Raw genomic sequence first — 22,493 nt, 5'->3', positions numbered from 1 at the left:
AAAGAATGTGTGGTAGATGTGCCATGCCTGTGTGAACGCTGCCGTATGTATATGCGGCGGCGTTTTTTCAGCGCAGCTGCCTGGGGAGGACGTATGGGAAAGCTGGTGCAGCGGTATATTGTGCGGCTGACTTACCGTGGAGAACAACGGTATCTGTACACACGCCGGGCTGCAGTGGGGGATCCGGCACTGGCAAGATCCTTTGCCCGGCGGCATGCCGCAGAGCAGTTTTACGCAGAATGCGTGTTCCGCAGTCCCGGCGTGGTGGGAGAAGTCCTGTCGGTTTGGCTGGAGCAGAAGCATGACCGGCGCTCGGGTGGGACTGTGTATTATGTACCGCCGGAGCAGGATAAAAAAATCTGATAAAAAACATAAAAAGCACTTTCCAAACCTACAGGAATGTTGTATAATAAATATATATGTGTAGGCAACGCCGTGGAAAGCCTGGCTGAGGACTTTGTACGGTATTTCCTATGATTTCCGGGAATGGGGTTCCCGTGCGAAAGGAAAAAGAGCTATGCTAAATCGTGTAAAGGTCGTAATCTGTGGAAAGGAATATGTGGTGCAGACGGAAGAAGCACCCAGCTATGTATATAGCCTTGCCAAGACGCTGGAAAAGAAAATTTTGAGCATTACGGAGACCAACACCCGGGTCTCTGCCCACCATGCGGCAGTGATGGTTGCGCTTTCTACCCTGGATGAGCTGAGCAAATCCACCGCCAACGTAGAAACCATCCGGGCGCAGGTCAAGGAATATGTGGATGAAGCCGGAAAGGCACGGATCGAGCGGGATCTGGCGCTGCGTGAAAACGAATCTCTGAAGGCGAAGATCGCCCAGTTGGAGAACATCGTCAAGCTCAAGTCCCTGAAGGACAGCCTGGATGGCTGATCGGCTGCCGGAGCTGCTGGCGCCTGCCGGCAGTTCGGATGCATTACTGGCTGCCCTTCGGTGCGGCGCAGATGCAGTATATGTCGGGGCGTGGGATTTTTCCGCCCGGCAAAGTGCGGAAAACTTTGACGCAGCCGCTTTGCAGGAAGCATGCAGATTGTGCCACCTGTACGGCGCAAAGCTGTATCTGGCGGTGAATACCCTGGTATTCGACAATCAGTTTGTCCTGCTGGATGCTTTGATCCGGCAGGCAGCGGAGGCAGGGGTGGACGCTTTTATCATGCAGGATCTGGGCGCCATTGCCCGGGTGCGGCAGATCTGCCCCACCATGCCCATCCATGCTTCCACCCAGATGACCATCCACACAGTGCAGGGAGCTTTGGAGGCTGCCCGGCTGGGGATCCGTCGGGTGGTGGCGGCACGGGAGCTGTCCTGCAAGGAACTGGAGACCCTTTGCAGCACCGGCATGGAGATCGAGGTATTCTGCCACGGTGCGCTGTGCATGTCCGTGTCCGGTCAATGCTACCTGTCCGCCATGGTTGGCTCCAGAAGTGCCAACCGGGGCAGATGCGCCCAGGCGTGCCGGCTGCCCTTTACCAGCTGCGGCGACCCGGAGGCGTGTGCCCTGTCCTTGAAGGATCTTTGCAGTGTGCAGCAGATCCCGGCACTGGTGCAGATGGGGGTTGCATCCCTTAAGATCGAGGGGCGGATGAAGCGGCCGGAGTATGTAGCGGCGGCAGTCACCGCCTACCGGCAGGCGCTCCAGGGTCAACCGGTGGATCTGGAGCAGCTGCGGGCGGTGTTTTCCCGGAGCGGTTTTACAGATGGATACCTGACCGGAAAGCGGCAGAAGATGTTCGGCATCCGCAGCCGGGAGGATGTGACAGCGGCAAAACAGGTGCTGCCAAAGCTGCAAAGCCTGTATGCAAAGCCCGGCAAGCGTGCCGCTCTGCATGCAAAGCTGGAACTGGCGGCAGGACAGTCTGCCCGGTTGACCCTGGCGGACGATGCGGGGCATATTGCCTGTGTGGAAGGGGATGTCCCGGAGCCTGCCCGGACTGCTGCGTTGGACGTACAGCGTCTGGAACGGCAGCTTTCCAAGCTCGGGGATACTATTTACACCCTGGCGCATACAGAGTTGACCGGGGAACAGGGGCTGATGTTGTCTGCTGGCAGTCTGAACGCCATGCGCCGGGCTGGGGTGCAGCAGCTGGATGCTGCACGGATCCGGGACAACACCCCGGTGCATACCCTTGCCCGGCCGGAGCCTATGCCCATCCATCCTGTACGGACGGAGGCATGGGGGCTGCACATTCACGCAAGAGAGGCGGCACAGTTCAGCCGGATCCCGTCGGAGCAGTATGCACTGGCGGGTCTGCCCTTGGAGCAGTGGCAGCCGGACAGCCCGGTACCCATGGAAAAGCGGATGCTGATGCTGCCCCGGTTCATAGAGGATGAGGCAGGACTGATGTCCCGGCTGGAGGAAATGTACAGCAAGGGTTACCGACATCTTTTGTGCAGCAATCTGGCACATATCCCCTTAGGCAGACAGCTGGGCTTTGTGCTTCACGGGGATTTCGGACTGCATGTCGCCAATAGTGCCGCCGCAGATGCTTACAGTCAACTTGGGCTTTCGGATCTGATCCTGTCTGTGGAACTGAAACGGGGTGCCATGCAGCAGCTGCATAGTCCGGTACCATCCGGGGCGGTGCTTTACGGCAGATTGCCCTTGATGCTGATGCGAAGTTGCCCCATCCGTAATGAGGTGGGCTGTAAACAGTGCAGACACGCTCTCACTGATCGGACGGGGAGAAGCTTTCCGGTGTATTGCACTGGGGGGTATGCGGAGCTGCTGAATGCGGAGCCTGTTTACCTGGCGGACCGGCTGGAGGAATGGAACCGGATGGGATTCGGCGTGCTGCTGTTTACCACGGAGTCGCCGGAGCAGACAGCCCGGATCATAGAACAGTACCGGACAGGGCATGCCGTCCTGCCGGAGCGATATACCCGGGGGCTTGCCTACCGGGGGGTGCAGTAAGGAGTATTTATGAAGTTACAGATCATGCGCCTGCGACCGGAGGCGATCCTGCCGGAGCGGCAGACCCCGGGCAGTGCCGGGTACGATCTTTCCGCCTGTTTGACGGAGGATCTGGTGATTGAGCCGGGTGACTGTGTGCCGGTGTCTACGGGCATCGCCCTGTGTCCCGACCGGAAGGATGTGGTGCTGTTGGTGTATGCCCGCTCCGGGCTTGCCACCAAGCACGGCGTATCCATGGCCAACGGGGTGGGCGTCATCGACAGCGACTACCGGGGTGAGGTACTGGTGCCACTGGTGAATCGGGGGAGGGAGCCCTTCCGGATCACACCGGGTATGCGGATCGCTCAGCTGGTGGTAACGCCGGTGCTGCTGCCCCGGACAGAAGAAGTACAGCAGCTGCCGGATTCCGCACGGGGTGCCGGTGGATTCGGCTCTACTGGAGCATAGGAGGACGGAATGAAAAATAAACTGGTATTGTTATTTATGATCGTAACCGCAGCCGTGCTTGGAGGATTGCTGGGGAATCTGTGCGAGGGGGTATACGGGGTCAGCTGGCTTGCCTATTCCAAAGCCATCGGTCTGGATGCTACCACCCTGGACCTGAGCGTATTTGACCTGACCTTCGGGATTCATTTCCAACTGAATGTGGCGCAGATCATTCTGCTGGCAGTGGCACTGTTCGTATCCCCCAAGATCGCAAACGCCATTCAGACCTGAGACAGCAGCGCTGCGGTTTTTGTCGGAAAAAGGATTGTGTATCCACCGGAATGGTGGTATAATAATGAGAGTTAGGCGGTTCGTACCGCACACAGAGAGAGAAAAAGAACCGGATGAAGGAGAAAACAGATGTTTACAAGGGACATTGGGATCGACCTGGGGACAGCAAATACCCTTGTGTATTTGCGGGGAAAGGGCATTATCATTCGTGAGCCCTCCGTAGTGGCAGTCAATACCCGCACGGATCAGGCTCGTTATGTGGGCAAGGAGGCGAAGGAAGTCATCGGCAGGACTCCCGGCTCCATTGTGGCAGTGCGCCCTCTGAAGGACGGTGTCATTGCGGATTTTGACATTACCACCACCATGTTGCAGGAGTTTATCCGCAAGGCGTTGCAGGGTACCATCTTCACCAAGGCACGGGTCATTATCTGCATTCCCTCCGGGGTTACGGCGGTGGAACGCCGTGCGGTCAAGGAGGCGGCGGAAAAAGCTGGCGCCAAGCGGGTGAATATCATTGAGGAGCCAATGGCAGCAGCCATCGGTGCAGGTCTGCCTACCCTGGATGCCACCGGCAGCATGATCGTGGACATCGGCGGCGGCACCAGTGAGGTGGCAGTGATTTCTCTGGGGGGTATTGTAACCTCCCGTTCCGTGCGGATGGCAGGGGATGAATTTGACAACGCTATTGTCAATTACATCCGCCGCAAGTACAATCTGCTGATCGGGGAGCGGACGGCGGAAAACATCAAGCTGGAGATCGGTTCGGCGTTTCCAAGCGAGCAGGAGTCCAGCATGGAGATCAAGGGGCGGAATCTGCTGAACGGCCTGCCGGAGAATATTACCATTACCTCGGCGGAGGTGCGGGACGCTTTGGCGGAACCCTTGTCCCGGGTCATCGAGGCCATTAAGATCACCCTGGAAAAGACTCCGCCGGAGCTTTCAGCAGATATCATCGACCAGGGCATTACCCTTGCGGGCGGCGGCGCACTGCTCCGGGGGCTGGATAAGCTCATCAACCGGGAAACCGGCATGCCTGTGTATGTGGCGGAGTATCCCCTGGATTGCGTGGCAGAGGGCACCGGCAGGATCCTGGAAAATCTGGAGAAATACCGGGATCTGCTGACGGAAGAAGTGCGGTATTACTAGGTCGTGTTGACACTAAGCCTAACAACGCATTTTTGGGCAAAATTTCACGCATCCCTCGCATTCTGCGTTAAAAAGTCTTGACAGGCGACAGCCTGCCTGCGACTTTTTGCCTTGTCTACGTAAAATTTATGCTCGAAAATCTGCATATTATCTTAGTGTCAACACTCCCTAAACACATGGGGCGAGAAGCATCTCGCCCTTTTCGGGTTTCCATAGACAACCGGAAGGAGTCAGGGCATGAGCGGATTTTTTCGCAGTTTTAAATTCAAGATTATCATGGGCGTGCTGGCGCTGCTGCTGGGAGTTGTCCTGTATGCGGTGACCCGGGGCGGCAGCACCACCTGGCTGTCCCAGGGGTTCGGCGTTGTATTCAACCCGGTACGGCAGGCGTTTACCGCCGTTTCTGACCGGATTGAGCAGGGGGTGGACACCATCCTTAACGCCCAGGAATACTACAACGAAAACCAGGAGCTGCGAGCGCAGATTGGCTCGCTGAACAGTCAGCTGGTGGATTATGAGAACACCAAGGAGGAGCTGGCGGAGTTGCGGAAGTTCCTGGGTATCAAGGAGGAGCATCCGGACTTTGTGCATTCCGCACCCTGTCATCTGATCTCCTATGTGACCAACGATCCCTACGGTGCTTTCGTCATTGACCGGGGCAGGGAGGACGGAATCTCCGTCAATGATCCGGTGATGACCGGTGAAGGTCTGGTGGGCGTTATCACAGAGGTGGCGGATACTTACGCTACTGTGCGTACCATTTTGTCCCCGGATCTGTCCATTGGTGCGGTATGCAACCGGACAAAGGATACGGGCATCGTGGAAGGAAATCTCCGCTATGCGGCAGACGGGAAAACCAAAATGATCTACATGGACAAAACCATGACCATGCAGCAGGGAGATCTGGTCATTACCGCTGGCAGCTCCGGCTTATTCCCCTGGGGCTGCGTCATTGGCAATGTGGCGGAAACCGGCATGGAGGAAAGCGGCTTGTCTGCCTATGCGGTGATCCAGCCGGCAGTGAACCTGGAGCGGATCACCAGCGTGGTGGTGATCCTGGACTTTAACGGCAAGGGGGCTAATTATGACAATTAGTGCCCCCAAGCGCAGCCCCAAACAGGAGCGGTTCTGCATCGCCCTGCGCTGGACGCTGTATGTGCTGCTGCTTGCCCTGTGCTTTGTGCTGCAATGTACCGGCAGGCATCTGAACCCCCTGTATGTGATCCCGGCGGCGGTGTGTATCTCCATGAGCGAAGGGGTGCTGACCGCAGCGGGAGTGGGCATGGTCACCGGTCTGATGATCGACATTTCCTGCGGCAAGCTGCTGGGACTGAACGCCCTGTTTCTGGTATGCGGCTGCGTGTGTACCGCCCTGCTGTTTATGCATCTGCTGCGGCACAACATCATCAATGTGCTGATTGTGACCCTGTTGCTGGCAGCCATGCAGGGGGGGCTGGATTACCTGTTTTACTATTACATGTGGAATTACGACGCTGTGGAAACCGTCTTTGCCCGGTGGCATCTGCCGGTGATCTTTCTGACCACCGGAGCAGTGCTGCCCTTGTATCCGATTTTCAAGCTGATCAAACGCAGGCTGCTGCCTCCTTCGGGCAATGCCAACGAGGCATAAGCACACTGCGGAAAGGAGTATGGATCTATGAAGGAAACCTTGGCACTGCTGGGGGATCGGCTGCGGGCGGCAATTCTTGTGCTGCTGGTGGTGATATCCGTGATCCTGGGGGGATTGCGGCTGATGAAGATCCAGGTGGTCAACGGCACCGCATACCTGGAAAAAGCCCAGTCCACCGCTGTGTATGCCCAACCGGTCAGCGCTGCCCGCGGGGAGATCGTGGACAGTGACGGCAATACCATCGTGGGCAACAAGATTGGCTATAATATCATTGTGGAAAAGGCATACTTCCCGGCGGACAATGGGGCAGGGAATGCTGTTCTGCTGGAGGTTGCCAATCTGTTGAAGGAGCGGGAGCTGGACTGGAATGACACCATGCCCATTACCATGGTAGAGCCATTTTCCTTTCTGAGCGATTCCGAGGAACAGGTGGCAAAGCTGCGCACAACCTTGAATCTGAACACCTATGCCACTGCCCAGAACTGCATGGATAAGCTGATCGGGGACTACGACATTGCGGACACCTATTCTCCCCGGGAGCAGCGAATCATCGCAGGTATCCGGTACGAAATGCTGCTGCGGAGCTTTGCAGTGAACAATCACTACACCTTTGCGGAGGATATCCCGGCGGAGCTTGTGACGCTCATCAAGGAACGGCGCTTACAGCTGCCGGGCTTTGACGTGATCGAGGAAGCCATCCGCACCGTCAAGCAGGGGGATATCCTGCCCCATGAGATCGGTACTGTGGGTCCCATCTACAGCAAGGAGGAATTTGAGCGGCTGAAGGAAAACGGGCATAGCTATCTGCTGTCGGATACGGTGGGGAAAAGCGGACTGGAACTGGCACTGGAGAAGGAACTGCGGGGCACGGACGGGGTCAAGGAGATCACCTATGTGAACGGCAAAGCGGCTTCCTCCCAGATCACCCAGGAGGCTGTAGGCGGCAATCGGGTGCAGCTGACGGTGGACAGTGAATTCCAGCGGGGGCTTCAGGGGGTACTGGAGGATATGATGCAGTACCTGCGGGATCTGAACGATCCGGCATATGACGAGGTTTCCGCCGGGGCGCTGGTGGTGCTGGACGTGAAGTCCAATGCGGTGCTGGGTATGGCGACCGCTCCCACCTATAACCTGGAGGATCTGATGAATGACTATCAGTCCGTGCTGAACGGGGAGAACACCCCCCTGGTCAACCGGGCAACGGATGGTCTGTACCGCCCCGGTTCCACCTTCAAGACCATCACCGCTACGGCAGGGCTGAATACGGGGATCATCAACGCCGGCTCCACTTATTTCTGTACCAGAAACTATAAGTACTTGGACAGTACGGTGCATTGTACCGGCTACCACTCTGCCATCAATGTGACCCGTGCCATTCAGGTGTCCTGCAACATCTTCTTCTATGAGCTTGCTCAGCGGCTGGGCATCGACACTATTTCCGAGTATGCTACTTACTACGGCCTGGGGCAGTCCCTGGGACTGGAGTCCGGGGATGCTGCCGGACGGCTGGCAAATCCCCAGACCTTTGAAAAGCTGGAGATGCCCTGGTACGCAGGTTATGTGCTCCAGGCTGCCATCGGTCAGTCCGAGGTGCAGGTAACACCCCTGCAAATGGCGGTGGCGGCATCCACCATTGCCAACGAAGGGGTGCGCTATCGTCCCCACCTGGTGGACAGCGTGTACAACAACGCAGGTACCAAGCTGATTTCCAGAACCGAGCCGGTGATCGCAGAAAAGATCAACGTGCAGTATGACTCGGTGTATCCTCTGATCCGGCAGGGCATGATTCTTGCCGCCCAGAGCACCATGCCCAAGGAGTATTCCCTGACCCACCTGGGGTTCCAGACCGCCATCAAGACCGGTACCCCCCAGTCCCCCCGGGGTACGGACTCCTTTGTGATCGGGTTCGCCCCGGCGGAGGATCCGGAAATTGCATTTGCCGGGGTGATCGAAGGGGGCAATTACGCCAAGTACATGGTGCGCAAGGTACTGGAGCTGTATGCAGATTGCTATCCGGATACCAAAATCGGTGAACATCTAACAGGCGAATAATTCCATATGCATAAAAAGTTGTGCATAATGCACAAAGACGGTCTGTCGAAACAATGTAACTATACAATTTTTTATTTTTCCCGAAAAGGGGCTTTGACAATCCCGATAAGTATGGTATAATATAGTATGATATACTGTGTAAAGAAAGATCAAATCCGGCTGTCTGCACGCAGGCAGACATGGTTACTGTGCCGGCAAATAGGGGAAAGGAATCTGATACTATGTCAAAAGTAATTGCAGTTACGTCTGGCAAAGGCGGCACGGGCAAATCCTCCATCTGTTCCGGATTGGGGTACACCCTTGCAAAGCAGGGCAGCAGAACTCTGATCATTGAACTGGATTTCGGTCTGCGCTGTATTGATATCATTTTCGGCATGCAGGGCAAGATCAAGTACGACCTGGGGGATGTGCTTCACAACCGGGTAAAGCCCCTGGATGCTGTAACCCAGGTGCCTATGGCAAGCAACTTGAATATTCTTTGCGCACCGAAGGACCCCTTTGCAAGCGCAACGGTGGAGCAGATCGTGGATATCTGCAAGCAGATCCGGAAATATTTTGACTATATCATCATCGACACTGGTGCCGGCATCAACTCTCATGTATTTGATATCGTGGAACAGGCCAACACCATTCTGGTTGTGACCACGCCGGATCCCATCTGCGTGCGGGATGCCCAGATGATGTCCGATGAATTCTATAACCGGGGCAATAAGCGCCAGCGCCTGATTATCAACAAGGTCAACAAGCGTGCCATCGGCTCGGAACTGGTAAAAAGCCTGGACGAGATCATTGACACCATCGGTGTACAGCTGATCGGCGTGATCCCGGAGGATTACGAGCTGGTCATCGCCACCGGCAAGGGTCAGCCCATCCCCTCCACTGCGCCCAGCCTGGCAGCATTTGACGCCATTGCCAAGCGGCTCAAGGGCGAGAACGCACCGCTGACCGTGAAAATCAAGTAACAGTCTGCTGCCACTGTGCAGCGGTGTCTGACAGCATCATCGCAAAAAGCGGTAGAAAGGAACGGACTTATGAACATAGCATTGATTGCCCACGACTCCAAGAAGGAACTGATGATCCAGTTCTGTATTGCATACTGCGGTATCCTGTCCCGTCACAACCTGTGCGCCACCGGTACTACCGGCAAGCAGGTCAGCGAGGCTACCGGTCTGCACATTCAGCGATATCTGAGCGGTTCCCAGGGCGGCGATCAGCAGATCTGTGCCCGTATTTCCTGCAACGAGATTGATGTACTCCTGTTTTTCCGGGATCCCATCAATCCCAAGTCCAACGAACCCAACGATATGAACCTGCTGCGGCTGTGCGACGTACACAACGTACCGGTTGCCACCAATATTGCAACCGCAGAGGCTTTGATCCTGGCACTGGAACGGGGCGACCTGGATTGGCGTGAAATCGGAAATCCCTCCCTGTAAGGCACTGCTGCGGCATATGCAGCCGTTGAATTGCCCCCCATGCGGGGCAATTGCTGTTTTGTGCGGCACTGCCCGGACAACACCAATATTTCCCGAAAGGAGCTGCGCAGGGCGCAGGAAAATTATGGCTTTGAATTTAAAACGACCCAACGGCACGGAGGATATTACCCCGGCAAACATCCACAAATGGTACACCGTAGAGCAGGTAGCCCGCAGTGTGGCGCAGTCCTATGGCTTCCGGGAGATCCGCATCCCCACCTTTGAAAACACGGAGCTGTTTCAGCGCTCTGTGGGGGAGACCACGGACGTGGTGCAGAAGGAAATGTACACCGTCATGGCAAAGGAAACGAAGTTTACACTCAGACCGGAGGGCACTGCCGGCACTATCCGTGCGATGCTGCAAAACGGGCTGCTGAATGAGGCACTGCCCCAGAAGGTGTTCTATCTGCTGTCCTGCTTCCGGCATGAACGACCCCAGGCAGGCAGACTCCGGGAATTCCACCAGTTCGGTCTGGAAATGGCAGGAAGCGCGGAGCCTGCTGCGGATGCGGAGGTCATTTCCCTGGCAAAGGCAGTTCTGGATACGCTGGGTCTGAAGGGAATCCAGCTGTACATCAATTCCATCGGCTGCCCCACCTGCCGGGCGGAATACCACAAGGCGCTGCGGGCATACTTTGAAGCCCGGAAGGATCAGCTTTGCGACACATGCCTGTCCCGGTTGGAGAAGAACCCCATGCGGATCCTGGACTGCAAGAGCCCTATTTGCGGAGAGCTTGGAAAGGACGCTCCGGTGATCCTGGATTACCTGTGTGAGGACTGCAAGACCCACTTTGAAAAGCTCCAGGGCTATCTGAAGGCGATGGGCATTGATTTTTCCATCAATCCCAAGATCGTCCGTGGTCTGGATTACTACACAAAGACCGTATTTGAATTCGTCACCACCGACATCGGCGCCCAGGGTACCGTATGCGGCGGCGGCAGATATGACGGACTCATCGAGGAGCTGGGTGGACAGCATCAGCCTGCCCTGGGCTTTGCAATGGGGATTGAGCGGCTGCTGCTGACCATGGAGAGCCAGGGCTGTGACTTCCTGGAGCCCAATCACTGTGATCTGTACATTGCCACCATGGATCCGGAAGGGGTCAGCCGTGCCATGCAGTATGCAAACCTGCTGCGGCAGGAGGGCTTCTGGGTGGAATATGACCTGCTGGGCCGCAGCTTCAAGTCCCAGATGAAATATGCGGACAAGATCGGCACCTCTTATCTGCTGGTGCTGGGTGAAAATGAGCTGACCACGGGGAATGCAAACCTGAAGAATATGAAGACCGGAGAGCAGACGCCTCTCCTGCTGGATGACAGCTTTGTGGATTCGTTCACCAATGTTGCTATGTACGGCATGTTTGACGGAGTGATGGACGAGATATCCTTTTAATAGGAGCAACGGAAAGGAGCATAGTCCGCTTGGGCGGGCGAACAGGATGATGGATACAATGAAGGGCTTGAAACGGACACATTTCTGCGGAGAGGTAAGCCAGATCGGCACGGAGGCTGTGGTATGCGGTTTCGTGCAGAAGGTGCGCAATCTTGGCACCCTGCTGTTTATTGACCTGCGGGATCGTACCGGCGTGGTACAGCTGGCATTCAACGAAACCCAGCAGCCGGAGCTGTTTGCAAAGGCAGAGACCTGCCGGGGCGAGTATGTGCTGATGGCACACGGCACCGTCAAGGAACGGGAGAGCATCAACCACGATATGAAAAACGGCAACGTGGAACTGGTGGTGGATGATCTGCGGATCCTGAACAAGGCGCAGACGCCCCCCTTTGAGATCACAAGCGATACCAAGGTCAACGAGGAGCTGCGGCTCAAGTACCGGTATCTGGATCTGCGCCGGGCACCCCTGCAGCGGAACCTGGTCATGCGGCATCAGATTGCCAAGGCGGCAAGAGAGTATTTCTACGCCAACGATTTTATCGAGATCGAGACACCTATGATGATGAAATCCACCCCGGAGGGGGCGCGGGATTATCTGATTCCCTCCCGGGTGCATCCGGGCAAGTTCTATGCTCTGCCCCAGTCCCCCCAAATCTACAAGCAACTGCTGATGGTTGCAGGCATGGATCGGTATATTCAGCTGGCACGGTGCTTCCGGGATGAGGATCTCCGGGCAGACCGGCAGCCGGAATTCACCCAGATCGACCTGGAAATGTCCTTTGTAGACGTGGAGGATATCCTCCAGATGGCGGAGGGCTTTGTACATCATGTGTTCCAGCAGGTGCTGGGCAGAGAGATTCCCCTGCCCCTGCCCCGTCTGTCCTATGCAGAGGCCATGAACCGGTTTGGCTCTGATAAGCCGGATACCCGATACGGTATGGAGATCCAGGACATCAGCGAATATGTGAAGGACTGCGGCTTTGGGGTATTTACCGGTGCCATCGAAGCCGGGGGCAGCGTCCGTGCCATTGTGGCAAAGCAGGCGGCAGGCACCCTGACCCGGAAAGAGATCGACAAGCTCACGGAAATGGTCAAGGGCATCGGTGCCAAGGGTCTGGCATTCATTCGCTGGGTGGAGGAAAAGCCCAGCTGCTCCTTCGGGAAATTTGTGGGGGAGGACAAGCTCCATGAGATCCTCCAGGCACTGGATTGCCAGCAGGGGGACGTGGTGCTGATCGTGGCAGACAAGAACAAGGTGACTCTGCCGGTACTGGGGGCACTGCGTCAGACCGTGGCACGGAAGCTGGATCTGATCCCGGAGGGGCAGTTCAACTTCCTGTGGATCACCCAGATGCCCTTCTTCGAGTGGGATGAGGACAACAATTGCTGGGTGGCGATGCACCACCCCTTCACCATGCCGGAGGATGACTGTCTCCAGTATCTGGACAGCGCCCCGGAAAAGGTCATTGCCAAGGCGTTTGACCTGGTACTGAACGGCACGGAGCTTTCCTCCGGATCCATTCGTATCACCAACTATGAGCTGCAGCAGAAGATGTTCCAGGCACTGGGGCTGACCGACGAGGAGATCGAAGCCAAGTTCGGCTTCCTGGTGGAGGCATACCGGTTTGGTGCGCCGCCTCACGGTGGCATGGGTATCGGTTTGGATCGTCTGGCAATGGTGATGCTTGGCGTGGACAGCCTGCGGGATGTAACCGCATTCCCCAAGGTGCAGAACGCCAGCGAGCTGATGTCTGCATGCCCCTCCGCAGTGGACAAGGAGAATCTGGATATTCTGGGCATTGCCGTAACAGAAACGGAATAAGTCCAGGCAAAACGATAAAACAAGCCCGGAAGCGATGGAAAACCGCTTCCGGGCTTTTGCTTGCTTCGATTGGTTAGCTACGGCTGACGATGCGGATGCTGTGCTTGAGGGTCTTGCACGTCACCGCATAGGGAACTACTGCATGCAGGGCGTTGCAGCATTTCTGTGCCATGAAGCCGGTGTCAAAAATGCCGAACACAGCCGAACCGCTGCCGGTCATCAAGGCGCATTGCGCCCCCATGTCCATCATGATCTGCTTGATCTGGGTAACCTCCTCCAGGTTTGCGGCGGCTTCAAACAGATTGTCGCACACGGGAATGGCATCCCAATACCGTCCGTTTCGGAGGAAGTCGATGACCCTTGCGGTATCCGGATGCACCGGATCCGTCAGCTGGTCGATCCGCCGGTATGCCTCCGGGGTGGACACACCTGCTTTGCCTTTGGCGATTACCATGGGCAGAGCAGGCATGGGCGGCAAAGGCTCCAGGATCTCTCCCATGCCGGACACATGCATCGTGCCGCCCGTCAGAAAGAAGGGCACGTCCGCCCCCACCTGTGCGGCGATCTCGCACTGCTCCTGCAGGGACATGCGGCAGCCCAGCAGCCAGTTGAGAGCAGCGATTACCGCAGCTCCATCGGAGCTGCCACCGCCCAGACCTGCCTGGGAGGGAATGTGCTTTTCAATGTGAATGTGAATGCCGTCCCAGCGATGCGCATGCTTCAGAAACAGTTGTGCCGCCTGGTATGCGATATTTTTCTGATTGCAAGGGAGATATTTGTTGGTGCTGGATAAGGTGATGCCGGGGGTATCCACCCGAGTCAACGTGAGTGCATCGTAAATGCCCACTGCCTGGAAGACGCTTTCGATGCTGTGATACCCGTCATCCCGCTTGCCCACCACATCCAGAGTCAGATTTACCTTTGCCGGGGTGCGTACCTGGATTTCTCTCATATTTGACCTGCCTTTCCGGAAGCAAGGAATGCCTCGATCCGATCCAGTGCCATCATCAGATGCTTGAGGGAGTATGCATAGGACACCCGGACAAAGCCCTCGCCACTGTCGCCGAATGCGTTGCCGGGCACCACAGCCACCTTCTGCTGGTTGAGCAGTGCCTCACAGAATGCCTCACTGCTCATGCCGGTGCTGCGGATGCAGGGGAATACATAGAACGCCCCCTCCGGATTGAAGCAGGGGAGTCCGATCTCGTTGAACCGCTCCACCAGGTATCGCCGCCGGATGTTATACTCGTCCACCATCCGTCGCACGTCCTCGTCACAGCTTTGCAGTGCCTGGATGGCAGCGTACTGACTGATGGTGGGGGAGCACATAATGGTATACTGGTGAATTTTCACCGTCTGCTTGATGATGGGTGCGGGGGCAGCCACATACCCCAGCCGCCAGCCGGTCATGGCAAACGCCTTGGAGAAGCCGTTCACCAGAATGGTGCGCTCCTGCATGCCCTCGATCTGGGCGATGGAGCAGTGGGTTCTGCCGTAGGTCAGCTCCGAGTAGATCTCATCGGACAGCACCAGAATGTTGGTGTCCCGGAGCACCTCTGCGATTTTCTCCAGTTCCTCCCGGGTCATGATGGCACCGGTGGGATTGTTGGGGAAGGGCAGTACCAGCAGCTTGGTGCGGGGGGTAATATGACTGCGGAGGATCTCCGGGGTCAGCTTGAAGGAATCCTCCAGACAGGTGGCCATGGGCACGGGTACGCCTCCTGCCAGCCGGACGATGGGAGCATAGCACACGAAGGATGGCTCCACGATCAGAACCTCGTCCCCGGGATTGATGAGGGCACGGATGGAAATATCAATGGCCTCGGAGCCGCCCACAGTGACGATCAGCTCCGTTTTCGGATCATAGGTGATGCCCAGCTTCCGGTTCATGTAATTGCAGATCTCCCGGCGCAGATCCAGCAGTCCCGCATTGGCACTGTAAATGATCCGGCGCTTCTCCAGGGTCTGGATGGCAGCACTGCGAACTACCCAAGGGGTCTGGAAATCCGGCTCTCCCACCCCCAGACTGATGACCCCTTCCATGTTTTCCGCCAGATCGAAGAATTTCCGGATACCGGAGGGCTTGATCTGCTGAATGGTGCTGGAAAGCAGCTTTTCGTATTCTATCACGGTGAAACCATACCCCTCTCGTCAATGGGCTCCTGTTCGATGAAGATGCCCTTTTCCTTATAGCGTTTGAGGACGAAGTGGGTGGCAGTGGACAGCACCCCGTCAATGGTGGACAGGCGCTGCGCCACGAACAGGGCAATCACCTTCAGACTGGAGCCGGTTACGGTAACAGCCAGGTCATATGCACCGGACATGAGGGATACGCTTTCCACCTCGTCATACATCATCACCGTCTTGGCAAGATCCTCAAAGCCGCAGTCCCGCTTGGGAGTCACCTTCAGTTCAATGAAGGCGGTTACTGTGTCCTTGTTGGCAAGCTCATCGTTGAGCACTACGCTGTAGCCCTTGATGATGCCGTCCTCCTCCAGCTTCTTGATCTGTGCTGCCACCTCTGCCGGGGTGATTCCCAGCATGGCGCCCAGCTCCTCGTTGGACAGACGGGCGTTCTGCTTGAGCAAATGCAGTAGTTCGTTCATGTGATAACCTCCTGTTCATCAATCCGCAAGCTTTAAAAACTGCGGTTCATGCTTTTCAAAATAGGCAATATTCGTAAATCCGGCTGCCCGGGCAATATCCAGTCCCTGGGCAATGCCCTTTCCCAGATCCAGATTGGAATGGGCGTCGGAACCGATGGTGAGGATCTCTCCCCCCAGATCCCGGTACAGCTTCAGACATTCCAGATTGGGGAATGTATCCCCGTATGCCTGTCGCAGACCGGAGGTGTTGATCTCGATGCCCTTGCCCCTGGCAATGACGATCCGGAAGATCTCCGCCAGTTCCTCCCGGTAGGGGGCAAGCTCCAGGTGCACCCCCGCTGCCGCCATATACCGGAGAGCGTAGGTGATATGCCCCAGCACATCGTAGGTATCGGTGTTGGCAAGCCGGGCAATTTCCTGCAAATTTTCATGAAACAGTGCGGCAGCATCCACCTTGCTGTAATCCAGAAAGGCGAAATCATCCCAGCCGGGTAGCTGATGCATGGAGCCGATGACGAAATCCAGCCGCACGTCTGCGTATACATGCTCCGCCAGTGCAAGCTCATGGGTGGCTTGTCCCAACTCAATGCCGCACAGCAGCTTCACCCCGGCGGGGGTATGACCCTTGGCGGCGGTATTCTCCTGCATGGACAGCTCAAAGTCCCTGCCGAAATCGTAGGTATCATAGCCGTTTGGCTCCACGCCGTAGTGGGCAAGGCTGAAGAATCGGTTGACCTCGCAGTGATCCGTCACTGCCAGCACGCCGATGCCCAGCTCTGCCGCCCGGGCGCATCGCTCCAGGACGCTTTCGTTTTCCCCGTCCGGAGAATTGTGGGTGTGATTGTGGCAATCTATCAGCATAGCATCTCATCCTTTGGTATGGGTTTTCTTTATTATATCATATATTTGCGGAAAGGAAAAGTAGCAGCAGAAAAAAATTGCATCGGAGCACGGACGAAAAATTGTGCAAAGGGCTTTCTTTTTCCTTGGGATTGTGGTATACTAATATAGAACGTCATGTTTGAAACTGAATCTGGAGGATTTACATATGAGAGCGGTTGTAACTGTAATCGGCAAAGACAATGTAGGCATTCTGCATCAGGTCAGCGGCATTTGCGCTGAGTACCGGGCAAATGTGATCGAGGTGACCCAGAGCGTGCTGCAGGATCTGTTCGCTATGATCATGCTGGTGGACATTTCCGCTATGACCACGGATTTTGCCGTGCTGTCTGACCGGATGAACCAGCTGGGAGAAGAACTGGGTCTGTCCATTCACACCATGCACGAGGACATTTTTAATTCCATGCACCGGATCTGATGGGAAAGGACTGCTGATATGCTGAATGTATACGATATTCTCGAAACCATCCGCATGATCCAGGACGAGTGCCTGGACATCCGTACCATCACCATGGGCATTTCCCTGCTGGACTGTATCGATCCGGACATTGACCGTGCCTGTGAAAAGGTGTATGAAAAGATCACCACCCGGGCAAAGAATCTGGTGTCCGTGGGGCAGCAGATCGAGACCGAGTACGGCATTCCCATCATCAACAAGCGGATCTCCGTGACCCCCATTGCCATGCTCTGCGGCGCATGCAAGGGGGGCAACCCGGTGAAGTTCGCAAAGGCATTGCAGCGTGCGGCGGACGCTTGTGGGGTCAACTTCATCGGCGGTTATTCCGCACTGGTGCAGAAGGGCTTTTCCGCCGGGGATCTGGAGCTGATCCATTCCATCCCGGAGGCTCTGGATGTGACCACAAATCTTTGCTCCTCCGTCAACATCGGCTCCAGCAAGGCTGGCATCAATATGGACGCAGTTGCCCTGATGGGCGGCATCATCCGCCAGTCTGCGGAGCTGACTGCGGATCGGCAGTGTGTAGGCCCCTCCAAGCTGGTGGTGCTGTGCAATGCGCCGGAGGATAACCCCTTTATGGCTGGTGCGTTTCACGGGGTGGGAGAGCCGGACTGTGTCATCAACGTGGGCGTATCCGGCCCCGGCGTGGTACGGGCAGCCCTTGCAAAGCACCCGGATGCCAGCATCAACGAAATCGCTGATATCATTAAAAAGACCGCCTTTAAGATCACCCGGATGGGTCAGCTGGTGGGAGCACGGGCTTCCGAAATGCTGGATGTGCCCTTCGGCATCGTGGATCTGTCCCTGGCACCCACCCCGGCAGTGGGGGACAGCGTTGCCCATATTCTGGAGGAGATCGGTCTGGAGTGCTGCGGCACCCACGGCACCACGGCGGCTCTGGCGCTGCTCAATGACGCAGTGAAGAAGGGCGGCGTGATGGCATCCTCCAACGTAGGTGGTCTGTCCGGTGCTTTCATTCCCGTGTCCGAGGACGCAGGCATGATCGCCGCCGCAGAAAACGGCACCCTGCGGCTGGAAAAGCTGGAGGCTATGACTGCGGTATGCTCCGTGGGTCTGGACATGGTGGTCGTTCCGGGGGATACCCCGGCGGAAACCATTTCTGCCATCATCGCAGACGAGGCTGCCATCGGCATGGTGAACAACAAGACCACGGCAGTGCGACTAATCCCTGCCATCGGCAAGAAGGAAGGGGATGTCCTGGAGTTCGGCGGTCTGTTCGGCAGCGGCCCCATTATGCAGATCAATCGGAAGTCCCCGGCAAAGTTCATTGCCCGGGGCGGCAGGATCCCGGCACCCATGCACAGCATCAAGAACTGATGCCACATACAATACAAACAGAACCCCCTGCTGCGGTTATTCCGCAGCAGGGGGTTTCTGTTTAGTGTCAACACGACCTAGTAAAGAATCCGTTTGCCATGGCGATCTCGTCATCCGTAGGCGTCGGGGTATCCGCCAGCTTGCAGGGGATCCCCAGAGCCTCCCACTTGTACAGCCCCATGGTATGATAGGGCAGCAGCTCCACCCGTTTTACGCATCGGTAACCGGACAGCTTTTCCGCCAGTCGCCGGAGCTTGTCCGGATTCAGGGTATAGCCGGGCACCAGCACATGCCGGATCCATACCTCCTTGCCGGTCTGTTCGCAGTGATCCAGAGTGGCAAGGGCGTTTTCGTTGGTTTTTCCGGTCAGCATCCGGCAATCCTCCGGGTCAATGTCCTTGATGTCCAGCAGAAGCATGTCCGCCAGATCAATGGCATGCCGGGACTGGGTCAGGGGAATGGAGCCACTGGTGTCAATGGCGGTGTGGAAGCCCTCCTGCCGGCAAAGCGTCAGCAGCTCCTCACAGAATGCAGGCTGCATCAAAGGCTCTCCGCCGGAAAGGGTCACGCCTCCCCGCAGCAGAAAGCTGCGCTCGCTGCGGATCTTCTCCATTACCTGGGGCGGCGTCATGCGCAGAGTCTGCTTCTGCTCCCAGGTATCCGGATTGTGGCAGTACAGGCACCGGAGGGGACAGCCGGACAGAAACACCACAAAGCGGATGCCGGGGCCGTCCACTGCGCCGAAGCTTTCCAGGGAATGCAGATAGCCGGTGGTCATGGGGGTTCCTCCTTCCGGGACTACATCCGGGTGTGGAAGGTGCGGTGGATCACGTCAAGCTGCTGCTCCCGGGTCAGCTTGATGAAGTTGACCGCATAGCCGCTGACCCGGATGGTCAACTGGGGATACAGCTCCGGATGATCCATTGCATCGATCAGCGTCTCCCGGTTCATGACGTTTACGTTCATATGGTGTCCGTGCTCCCGGGTGTAGCCGTCCAGCAGGGCAACCAGGTTGTTTTCCTTGTCCTCCTCGTTCTTGCCCAGTGCGTCCGGAATGATGGAGAAGGTGTAGGATATGCCGTCCTCTGCGTAGGCATAGGGGATCTTGGATACGGACAGCATGGATGCGATGCAGCCATTGGTGTCCCTGCCGTGCATGGGATTTGCCCCCGGTGCAAAGGGCTCCCCTGCCTTTCTGCCATCCGGGGTGGAGCCGGTTTTCTTGCCGTATACTACGTTGGAGGTAATGGTGAGGATGGACATGGTGGGAATGGAATTCCGGTAGGTTCTTCGGCGGGACAGCCGCTTCATGAACCGCTCCACCACCATGGTGGCAAGTTCGTCCACTCTGGGATCGTTGTTGCCGAACTTGGGGTAATCCCCCTCAATGGCAAAGTCGGTGGCGATGCCTGCTGCATTCCGGATGGGGGTCACCTTGGCATACTTGATGGCGGACAGGCTGTCTACCACCACGGAAAGCCCAGCCAGTCCGCAGGCGGAGGTGCGGATGATGTTCTCATCGTGGAGTGCCATTTGCAGCCGTTCGTAGCAGTACTTGTCGTGCATGAAGTGAATGATGTTCAGGGTGTTGATATACAGCTTGGTGAGCCATTCACACACATATTCAAACTTACTGTAGACCTCATCAAACTGGAGGGGCCCATCCGGCAGCTGTCCCACGCCCTGGCACAGCTGATCCTCGTACCGCTCGTCCCTGCCATCGTTGATGGCATACAGCAGTGCCTTTGCCAAGTTGGCTCTTGCCCCGAAGAACTGCATCTGCTTGCCGATGGGCATGGCAGATACGCAGCAGGCGATGCCGTAATCATCCCCGAACCGTTCCCGCATTAGCTCATCGTTCTCGTACTGGATGGAGGAGGTGCTGATGGAGATCCGGGCGCAGAATTTCTTGAAGGGCTCCGGCAGCCGGTGACTCCACAGTACCGTCAGGTTCGGCTCCGGTGCAGGACCCAGGTTTACCAGGGTATGCAGGAACCGGTAGCTCATCTTGGTGACCATGGGTCTGCCGTCCTCACACATGCCGCCAATGGATTCGGTGACCCAGGTGGGATCCCCGGAGAACAGCTCATCATAGGCAGGGGTACGCAGGAACCGTACCATCCGCAGCTTCATGATGAAGTGATCTACCAGCTCCTGGATCTGTTCTTCGGTAAAGGTGCCGCTTTTCAGATCCTGCTCTGCATAGATATCCAGGAAGGTGGACACCCGTCCCAGGGACATGGCAGCGCCGTTCTGCTCCTTAATGGCTGCCAGATAGCCGAAGTACAGCCACTGGATGGCCTCCTGGGTGTTCTCTGCCGGCCGGGAAATGTCGAAGCCGTAGCTTGCCGCCATTTCCTTAAGCTCCTTTAGCGCCTTGATCTGTTCTGCCATTTCCTCCAGGTTCCGCACCGTATCCCCGTACATGGGCTCTGCATCATGTGCCTTCTTGGCAGCGATCTTGTCCTCGATGAGCCGATCCACCCCGTACAGGGGGATCCGCCGGTAATCCCCGATGATGCGCCCTCTGCCGTATGCGTCCGGCAGGCCGGTGATGATGCCTGTGTGCCGGGCACGCTTCATATCGTCGGTATACACGTCAAATACCCCATCGTTGTGGGTCTTCCGGTATTTGAATACGTTTTCCACATCCGGGGGCAGTTCTCTGCCGTAGGCTGCCAGGGAATTGCGCACCATGCGGATACCGCCGAAGGGCATAATGGCACGCTTCAGAGGTGCGTCCGTCTGCAAGCCCACAATGGTTTCCAGTTCTTTGTCGATGTAGCCGCACTTGTGGGAGGTGATGGTGGAAATGGTGTGCTCGTCAATATCCAGTACGCCTCCTGCCTTCCGCTCCTGCTCCAGCAGGGCAAGCACCTTGTCCCACAGCGCCCTGGTACGGGCAGTGGGGGGCGCAAGAAAGCTGTCGTCCCCTTCATAGGGCGTATAGTTCCGGATGATAAAGTCCCGCAGATTGATTTCCTTGTCCCAGATGCCGCTTTTGAATTTCATGGCTTCCTCCTTGTTCCGTGCACCAAATCCAATATCAATATGTTGTGTGGATTCGCCGGGAATATACCCGAAGAAGCACAACATTTGCTATATTCACTATAGCACACTTTCAACAGTCTGTCAATGTGGCATTGCTCCACAAAAACTTTGACTATCCGGCGCAAAAATGGTATACTATGAAAGAACATCAATACCCGCTGCTGCCGGTCAGGGATTCGTCCTGCTCCACCCAGTCGGACACAGTGATGATCTTATACGCATCCCGAGTCTGGCGGACGATCACCTGCTTGATGCCGGCGTTGATGATGAGCCGCTTGCACATGGAGCAGGGTTCCACTTCCCCGTCCAGCTGATCCGTCCGGGCATCGTGACAGGCAAGGTACAGGGTGGCGTCGATCATGTCCGCCCGGGCGGCGGATAAAATGGCGTTCTGCTCTGCATGCACCGACCGGCACAGCTCATATCGCTGTCCCTTGGGAACGCCCAGCTTGTCCCGGGTGCAGTAATTCAGATCATTGCAGTTTTTTCTGCCCCGGGGCGCACCGACGTATCCGGTGGAAATGATCTCATCATGCTTTACAATAATGGCACCGAACTTACGGCGGATGCAGGTGCTGCGCTCCAGTACGGTTTCGGCAATATCCAGGTAATAATTGATTTTATCACGGCGAAGCATTGAATACCCTCCTTATACATCAATAGATACATATAGTATAGCAAAGTCGGGGGCAAAATGCAAGATTGGCTTGCAGGAAAGGACAGTTTATCATATGGAGAATCTGACGAATATTTCAGTGGTGCAGGATCTGGCACGGCGGCACGGCTTTCATTTTTCCAAGGGGCTGGGGCAGAACTTTCTCATCAACCCTACGGTGTGCCCCCGGATCGCAGAACTGGGCAACGCCAGACCCGGCTTCGGGGTGCTGGAGATCGGAACGGGCTTTGGAGTGCTGACGGCGGAGCTTGCAAAGCGTGCGGATAAGGTGGTGGCAGTGGAGATCGATCAGCGGCTGCTGCC

General features: G+C 56.6%; 23 protein-coding genes. 16 read left to right on the top strand and 7 right to left on the bottom strand.

Annotation, left to right across the window (positions count from 1 at the left end; genetic code table 11):
* The 13 genes from QVO51_RS01405 to aspS all read left to right on the top strand — a co-directional run.
* The coding region (locus QVO51_RS01405) for a hypothetical protein (RefSeq protein WP_288167716.1) at window positions 1-363 on the top strand (363 nt) is incomplete at its 5' end.
* 154 nt (window positions 364-517) lie between these two features.
* The gene (locus QVO51_RS01400; protein WP_015557728.1) at window positions 518-889 is read left to right on the top strand and encodes a cell division protein ZapA; all 372 of its coding nucleotides are present in this window, start codon (window positions 518-520) and stop codon (window positions 887-889) included.
* Window positions 882-2,927 (top strand): peptidase U32 family protein, encoded by a 2,046-nt coding sequence (locus QVO51_RS01395; RefSeq protein ID WP_022356925.1) that lies wholly within the window; start codon window positions 882-884, stop codon window positions 2,925-2,927. The genes QVO51_RS01400 and QVO51_RS01395 overlap by 8 nt, the downstream gene beginning before the upstream one ends.
* A 9-nt stretch (window positions 2,928-2,936) precedes the next feature.
* Complete coding sequence (gene dut / locus QVO51_RS01390; RefSeq protein WP_022356924.1) at window positions 2,937-3,374, top strand: dUTP diphosphatase; 438 nt, start codon at window positions 2,937-2,939, stop codon at window positions 3,372-3,374.
* 9 nt (window positions 3,375-3,383) lie between these two features.
* On the top strand, window positions 3,384-3,644 hold the full coding sequence (locus tag QVO51_RS01385) for a DUF4321 domain-containing protein (protein ID WP_022356923.1): 261 nt from the start codon (window positions 3,384-3,386) through the stop codon (window positions 3,642-3,644).
* 129 nt (window positions 3,645-3,773) lie between these two features.
* Window positions 3,774-4,790, top strand: a complete 1,017-nt coding sequence (locus tag QVO51_RS01380; RefSeq protein WP_015557732.1) for a rod shape-determining protein — start codon at window positions 3,774-3,776, stop codon at window positions 4,788-4,790.
* Between the two features lie 237 nt (window positions 4,791-5,027).
* Complete coding sequence (gene mreC, locus QVO51_RS01375) at window positions 5,028-5,885, top strand: rod shape-determining protein MreC (RefSeq protein ID WP_022356922.1); 858 nt, start codon at window positions 5,028-5,030, stop codon at window positions 5,883-5,885.
* On the top strand, window positions 5,875-6,420 hold the full coding sequence (gene mreD / locus QVO51_RS01370; protein ID WP_015557734.1) for a rod shape-determining protein MreD: 546 nt from the start codon (window positions 5,875-5,877) through the stop codon (window positions 6,418-6,420). The genes mreC and mreD overlap by 11 nt, the downstream gene beginning before the upstream one ends.
* A 27-nt stretch (window positions 6,421-6,447) precedes the next feature.
* Window positions 6,448-8,472 (top strand): peptidoglycan D,D-transpeptidase FtsI family protein, encoded by a 2,025-nt coding sequence (locus tag QVO51_RS01365; RefSeq protein ID WP_022356921.1) that lies wholly within the window; start codon window positions 6,448-6,450, stop codon window positions 8,470-8,472.
* Between the two features lie 221 nt (window positions 8,473-8,693).
* Window positions 8,694-9,434, top strand: a complete 741-nt coding sequence (locus tag QVO51_RS01360) for a nucleotide-binding protein (protein WP_015557736.1) — start codon at window positions 8,694-8,696, stop codon at window positions 9,432-9,434.
* Between the two features lie 69 nt (window positions 9,435-9,503).
* Window positions 9,504-9,908 (top strand): methylglyoxal synthase, encoded by a 405-nt coding sequence (mgsA, locus tag QVO51_RS01355; RefSeq protein WP_015557737.1) that lies wholly within the window; start codon window positions 9,504-9,506, stop codon window positions 9,906-9,908.
* 124 nt (window positions 9,909-10,032) lie between these two features.
* Window positions 10,033-11,340, top strand: coding sequence for a histidine--tRNA ligase (gene hisS, locus QVO51_RS01350; RefSeq protein ID WP_022356920.1), 1,308 nt, complete (start codon window positions 10,033-10,035; stop codon window positions 11,338-11,340).
* Window positions 11,341-11,398: 58 nt separating this feature from the next.
* Window positions 11,399-13,162: an aspartate--tRNA ligase gene (aspS, locus tag QVO51_RS01345; RefSeq protein WP_288167715.1), complete on the top strand. Its 1,764-nt coding sequence runs from the start codon at window positions 11,399-11,401 to the stop codon at window positions 13,160-13,162.
* A gap of 73 nt (window positions 13,163-13,235) precedes the next feature.
* Here the strand turns inward: aspS and ispE are convergent, their stop codons facing one another.
* From ispE to QVO51_RS01325, 4 genes are read right to left on the bottom strand one after another with little or no spacing between them, the layout of a single operon-like run.
* The gene (gene ispE, locus QVO51_RS01340; protein ID WP_022356918.1) at window positions 13,236-14,114 is read right to left on the bottom strand and encodes a 4-(cytidine 5'-diphospho)-2-C-methyl-D-erythritol kinase; all 879 of its coding nucleotides are present in this window, start codon (window positions 14,112-14,114) and stop codon (window positions 13,236-13,238) included.
* On the bottom strand, window positions 14,111-15,289 hold the full coding sequence (locus tag QVO51_RS01335; RefSeq protein ID WP_288167717.1) for an aminotransferase class I/II-fold pyridoxal phosphate-dependent enzyme: 1,179 nt from the start codon (window positions 15,287-15,289) through the stop codon (window positions 14,111-14,113). Before QVO51_RS01335 ends, ispE begins: the two co-directional genes overlap by 4 nt.
* Window positions 15,289-15,768 (bottom strand): Lrp/AsnC family transcriptional regulator, encoded by a 480-nt coding sequence (locus QVO51_RS01330; protein WP_015557741.1) that lies wholly within the window; start codon window positions 15,766-15,768, stop codon window positions 15,289-15,291. The genes QVO51_RS01335 and QVO51_RS01330 overlap by 1 nt, the downstream gene beginning before the upstream one ends.
* Before the next feature lie 18 nt (window positions 15,769-15,786).
* On the bottom strand, window positions 15,787-16,629 hold the full coding sequence (locus QVO51_RS01325; protein WP_022356916.1) for a histidinol-phosphatase HisJ family protein: 843 nt from the start codon (window positions 16,627-16,629) through the stop codon (window positions 15,787-15,789).
* Window positions 16,630-16,816: 187 nt separating this feature from the next.
* Between QVO51_RS01325 and QVO51_RS01320 the strand changes: the two genes are divergently transcribed.
* A complete protein-coding gene (locus QVO51_RS01320; protein ID WP_015557743.1) occupies window positions 16,817-17,086 on the top strand; it encodes an ACT domain-containing protein in 270 nt (89 codons plus the stop codon).
* 18 nt (window positions 17,087-17,104) lie between these two features.
* The gene (locus QVO51_RS01315; protein ID WP_022356915.1) at window positions 17,105-18,463 is read left to right on the top strand and encodes a PFL family protein; all 1,359 of its coding nucleotides are present in this window, start codon (window positions 17,105-17,107) and stop codon (window positions 18,461-18,463) included.
* A 67-nt stretch (window positions 18,464-18,530) separates the two neighbouring features.
* Here the strand turns inward: QVO51_RS01315 and pflA are convergent, their stop codons facing one another.
* The 3 genes from pflA to QVO51_RS01300 form a co-directional block, all read right to left on the bottom strand.
* The gene (gene pflA, locus QVO51_RS01310; protein WP_022356914.1) at window positions 18,531-19,241 is read right to left on the bottom strand and encodes a pyruvate formate-lyase-activating protein; all 711 of its coding nucleotides are present in this window, start codon (window positions 19,239-19,241) and stop codon (window positions 18,531-18,533) included.
* Between the two features lie 20 nt (window positions 19,242-19,261).
* The gene (gene pflB, locus QVO51_RS01305; protein WP_022356913.1) at window positions 19,262-21,475 is read right to left on the bottom strand and encodes a formate C-acetyltransferase; all 2,214 of its coding nucleotides are present in this window, start codon (window positions 21,473-21,475) and stop codon (window positions 19,262-19,264) included.
* 187 nt (window positions 21,476-21,662) lie between these two features.
* Window positions 21,663-22,151 (bottom strand): deoxycytidylate deaminase, encoded by a 489-nt coding sequence (locus tag QVO51_RS01300; RefSeq protein WP_015557747.1) that lies wholly within the window; start codon window positions 22,149-22,151, stop codon window positions 21,663-21,665.
* 94 nt (window positions 22,152-22,245) lie between these two features.
* Between QVO51_RS01300 and QVO51_RS01295 the strand changes: the two genes are divergently transcribed.
* Window positions 22,246-22,493, top strand: a 248-nt coding sequence (locus tag QVO51_RS01295) for an rRNA adenine N-6-methyltransferase family protein (RefSeq protein ID WP_288167713.1), incomplete at its 3' end; no start/stop codon positions are given.

This window comes from Ruminococcus sp. CAG:379 (assembly GCF_000434255.1).
In the GTDB taxonomy this organism is placed as follows: Bacteria; Bacillota; Clostridia; order Oscillospirales; family Ruminococcaceae; genus Ruminococcus_F; species Ruminococcus_F champanellensis.
The sequence above is the reverse complement of the archived record's forward strand: the minus strand, read 5'-3'. Positions and strand labels throughout refer to the sequence as shown.

Bases quoted from the DNA above. Each gene is read 5' to 3' on its own strand.
- QVO51_RS01400 (WP_015557728.1), top strand. From the start codon at position 518: ATGCTAAATCGTGTAAAGGTCGTAATCTGTGGAAAGGAATATGTGGTG.
- QVO51_RS01395 (WP_022356925.1), top strand. From the start codon at position 882: ATGGCTGATCGGCTGCCGGAGCTGCTGGCGCCTGCCGGCAGTTCGGAT.
- dut (WP_022356924.1), top strand. From the start codon at position 2,937: ATGAAGTTACAGATCATGCGCCTGCGACCGGAGGCGATCCTGCCGGAG.
- QVO51_RS01385 (WP_022356923.1), top strand. From the start codon at position 3,384: ATGAAAAATAAACTGGTATTGTTATTTATGATCGTAACCGCAGCCGTG.
- QVO51_RS01380 (WP_015557732.1), top strand. From the start codon at position 3,774: ATGTTTACAAGGGACATTGGGATCGACCTGGGGACAGCAAATACCCTT.
- mreC (WP_022356922.1), top strand. From the start codon at position 5,028: ATGAGCGGATTTTTTCGCAGTTTTAAATTCAAGATTATCATGGGCGTG.
- mreD (WP_015557734.1), top strand. From the start codon at position 5,875: ATGACAATTAGTGCCCCCAAGCGCAGCCCCAAACAGGAGCGGTTCTGC.
- QVO51_RS01365 (WP_022356921.1), top strand. From the start codon at position 6,448: ATGAAGGAAACCTTGGCACTGCTGGGGGATCGGCTGCGGGCGGCAATT.
- QVO51_RS01360 (WP_015557736.1), top strand. From the start codon at position 8,694: ATGTCAAAAGTAATTGCAGTTACGTCTGGCAAAGGCGGCACGGGCAAA.
- mgsA (WP_015557737.1), top strand. From the start codon at position 9,504: ATGAACATAGCATTGATTGCCCACGACTCCAAGAAGGAACTGATGATC.
- hisS (WP_022356920.1), top strand. From the start codon at position 10,033: ATGGCTTTGAATTTAAAACGACCCAACGGCACGGAGGATATTACCCCG.
- aspS (WP_288167715.1), top strand. From the start codon at position 11,399: ATGAAGGGCTTGAAACGGACACATTTCTGCGGAGAGGTAAGCCAGATC.
- ispE (WP_022356918.1), bottom strand. From the start codon at position 14,114: ATGAGAGAAATCCAGGTACGCACCCCGGCAAAGGTAAATCTGACTCTG.
- QVO51_RS01330 (WP_015557741.1), bottom strand. From the start codon at position 15,768: ATGAACGAACTACTGCATTTGCTCAAGCAGAACGCCCGTCTGTCCAAC.
- QVO51_RS01325 (WP_022356916.1), bottom strand. From the start codon at position 16,629: ATGCTGATAGATTGCCACAATCACACCCACAATTCTCCGGACGGGGAA.
- QVO51_RS01320 (WP_015557743.1), top strand. From the start codon at position 16,817: ATGAGAGCGGTTGTAACTGTAATCGGCAAAGACAATGTAGGCATTCTG.
- QVO51_RS01315 (WP_022356915.1), top strand. From the start codon at position 17,105: ATGCTGAATGTATACGATATTCTCGAAACCATCCGCATGATCCAGGAC.
- pflA (WP_022356914.1), bottom strand. From the start codon at position 19,241: ATGACCACCGGCTATCTGCATTCCCTGGAAAGCTTCGGCGCAGTGGAC.
- pflB (WP_022356913.1), bottom strand. From the start codon at position 21,475: ATGAAATTCAAAAGCGGCATCTGGGACAAGGAAATCAATCTGCGGGAC.
- QVO51_RS01300 (WP_015557747.1), bottom strand. From the start codon at position 22,151: ATGCTTCGCCGTGATAAAATCAATTATTACCTGGATATTGCCGAAACC.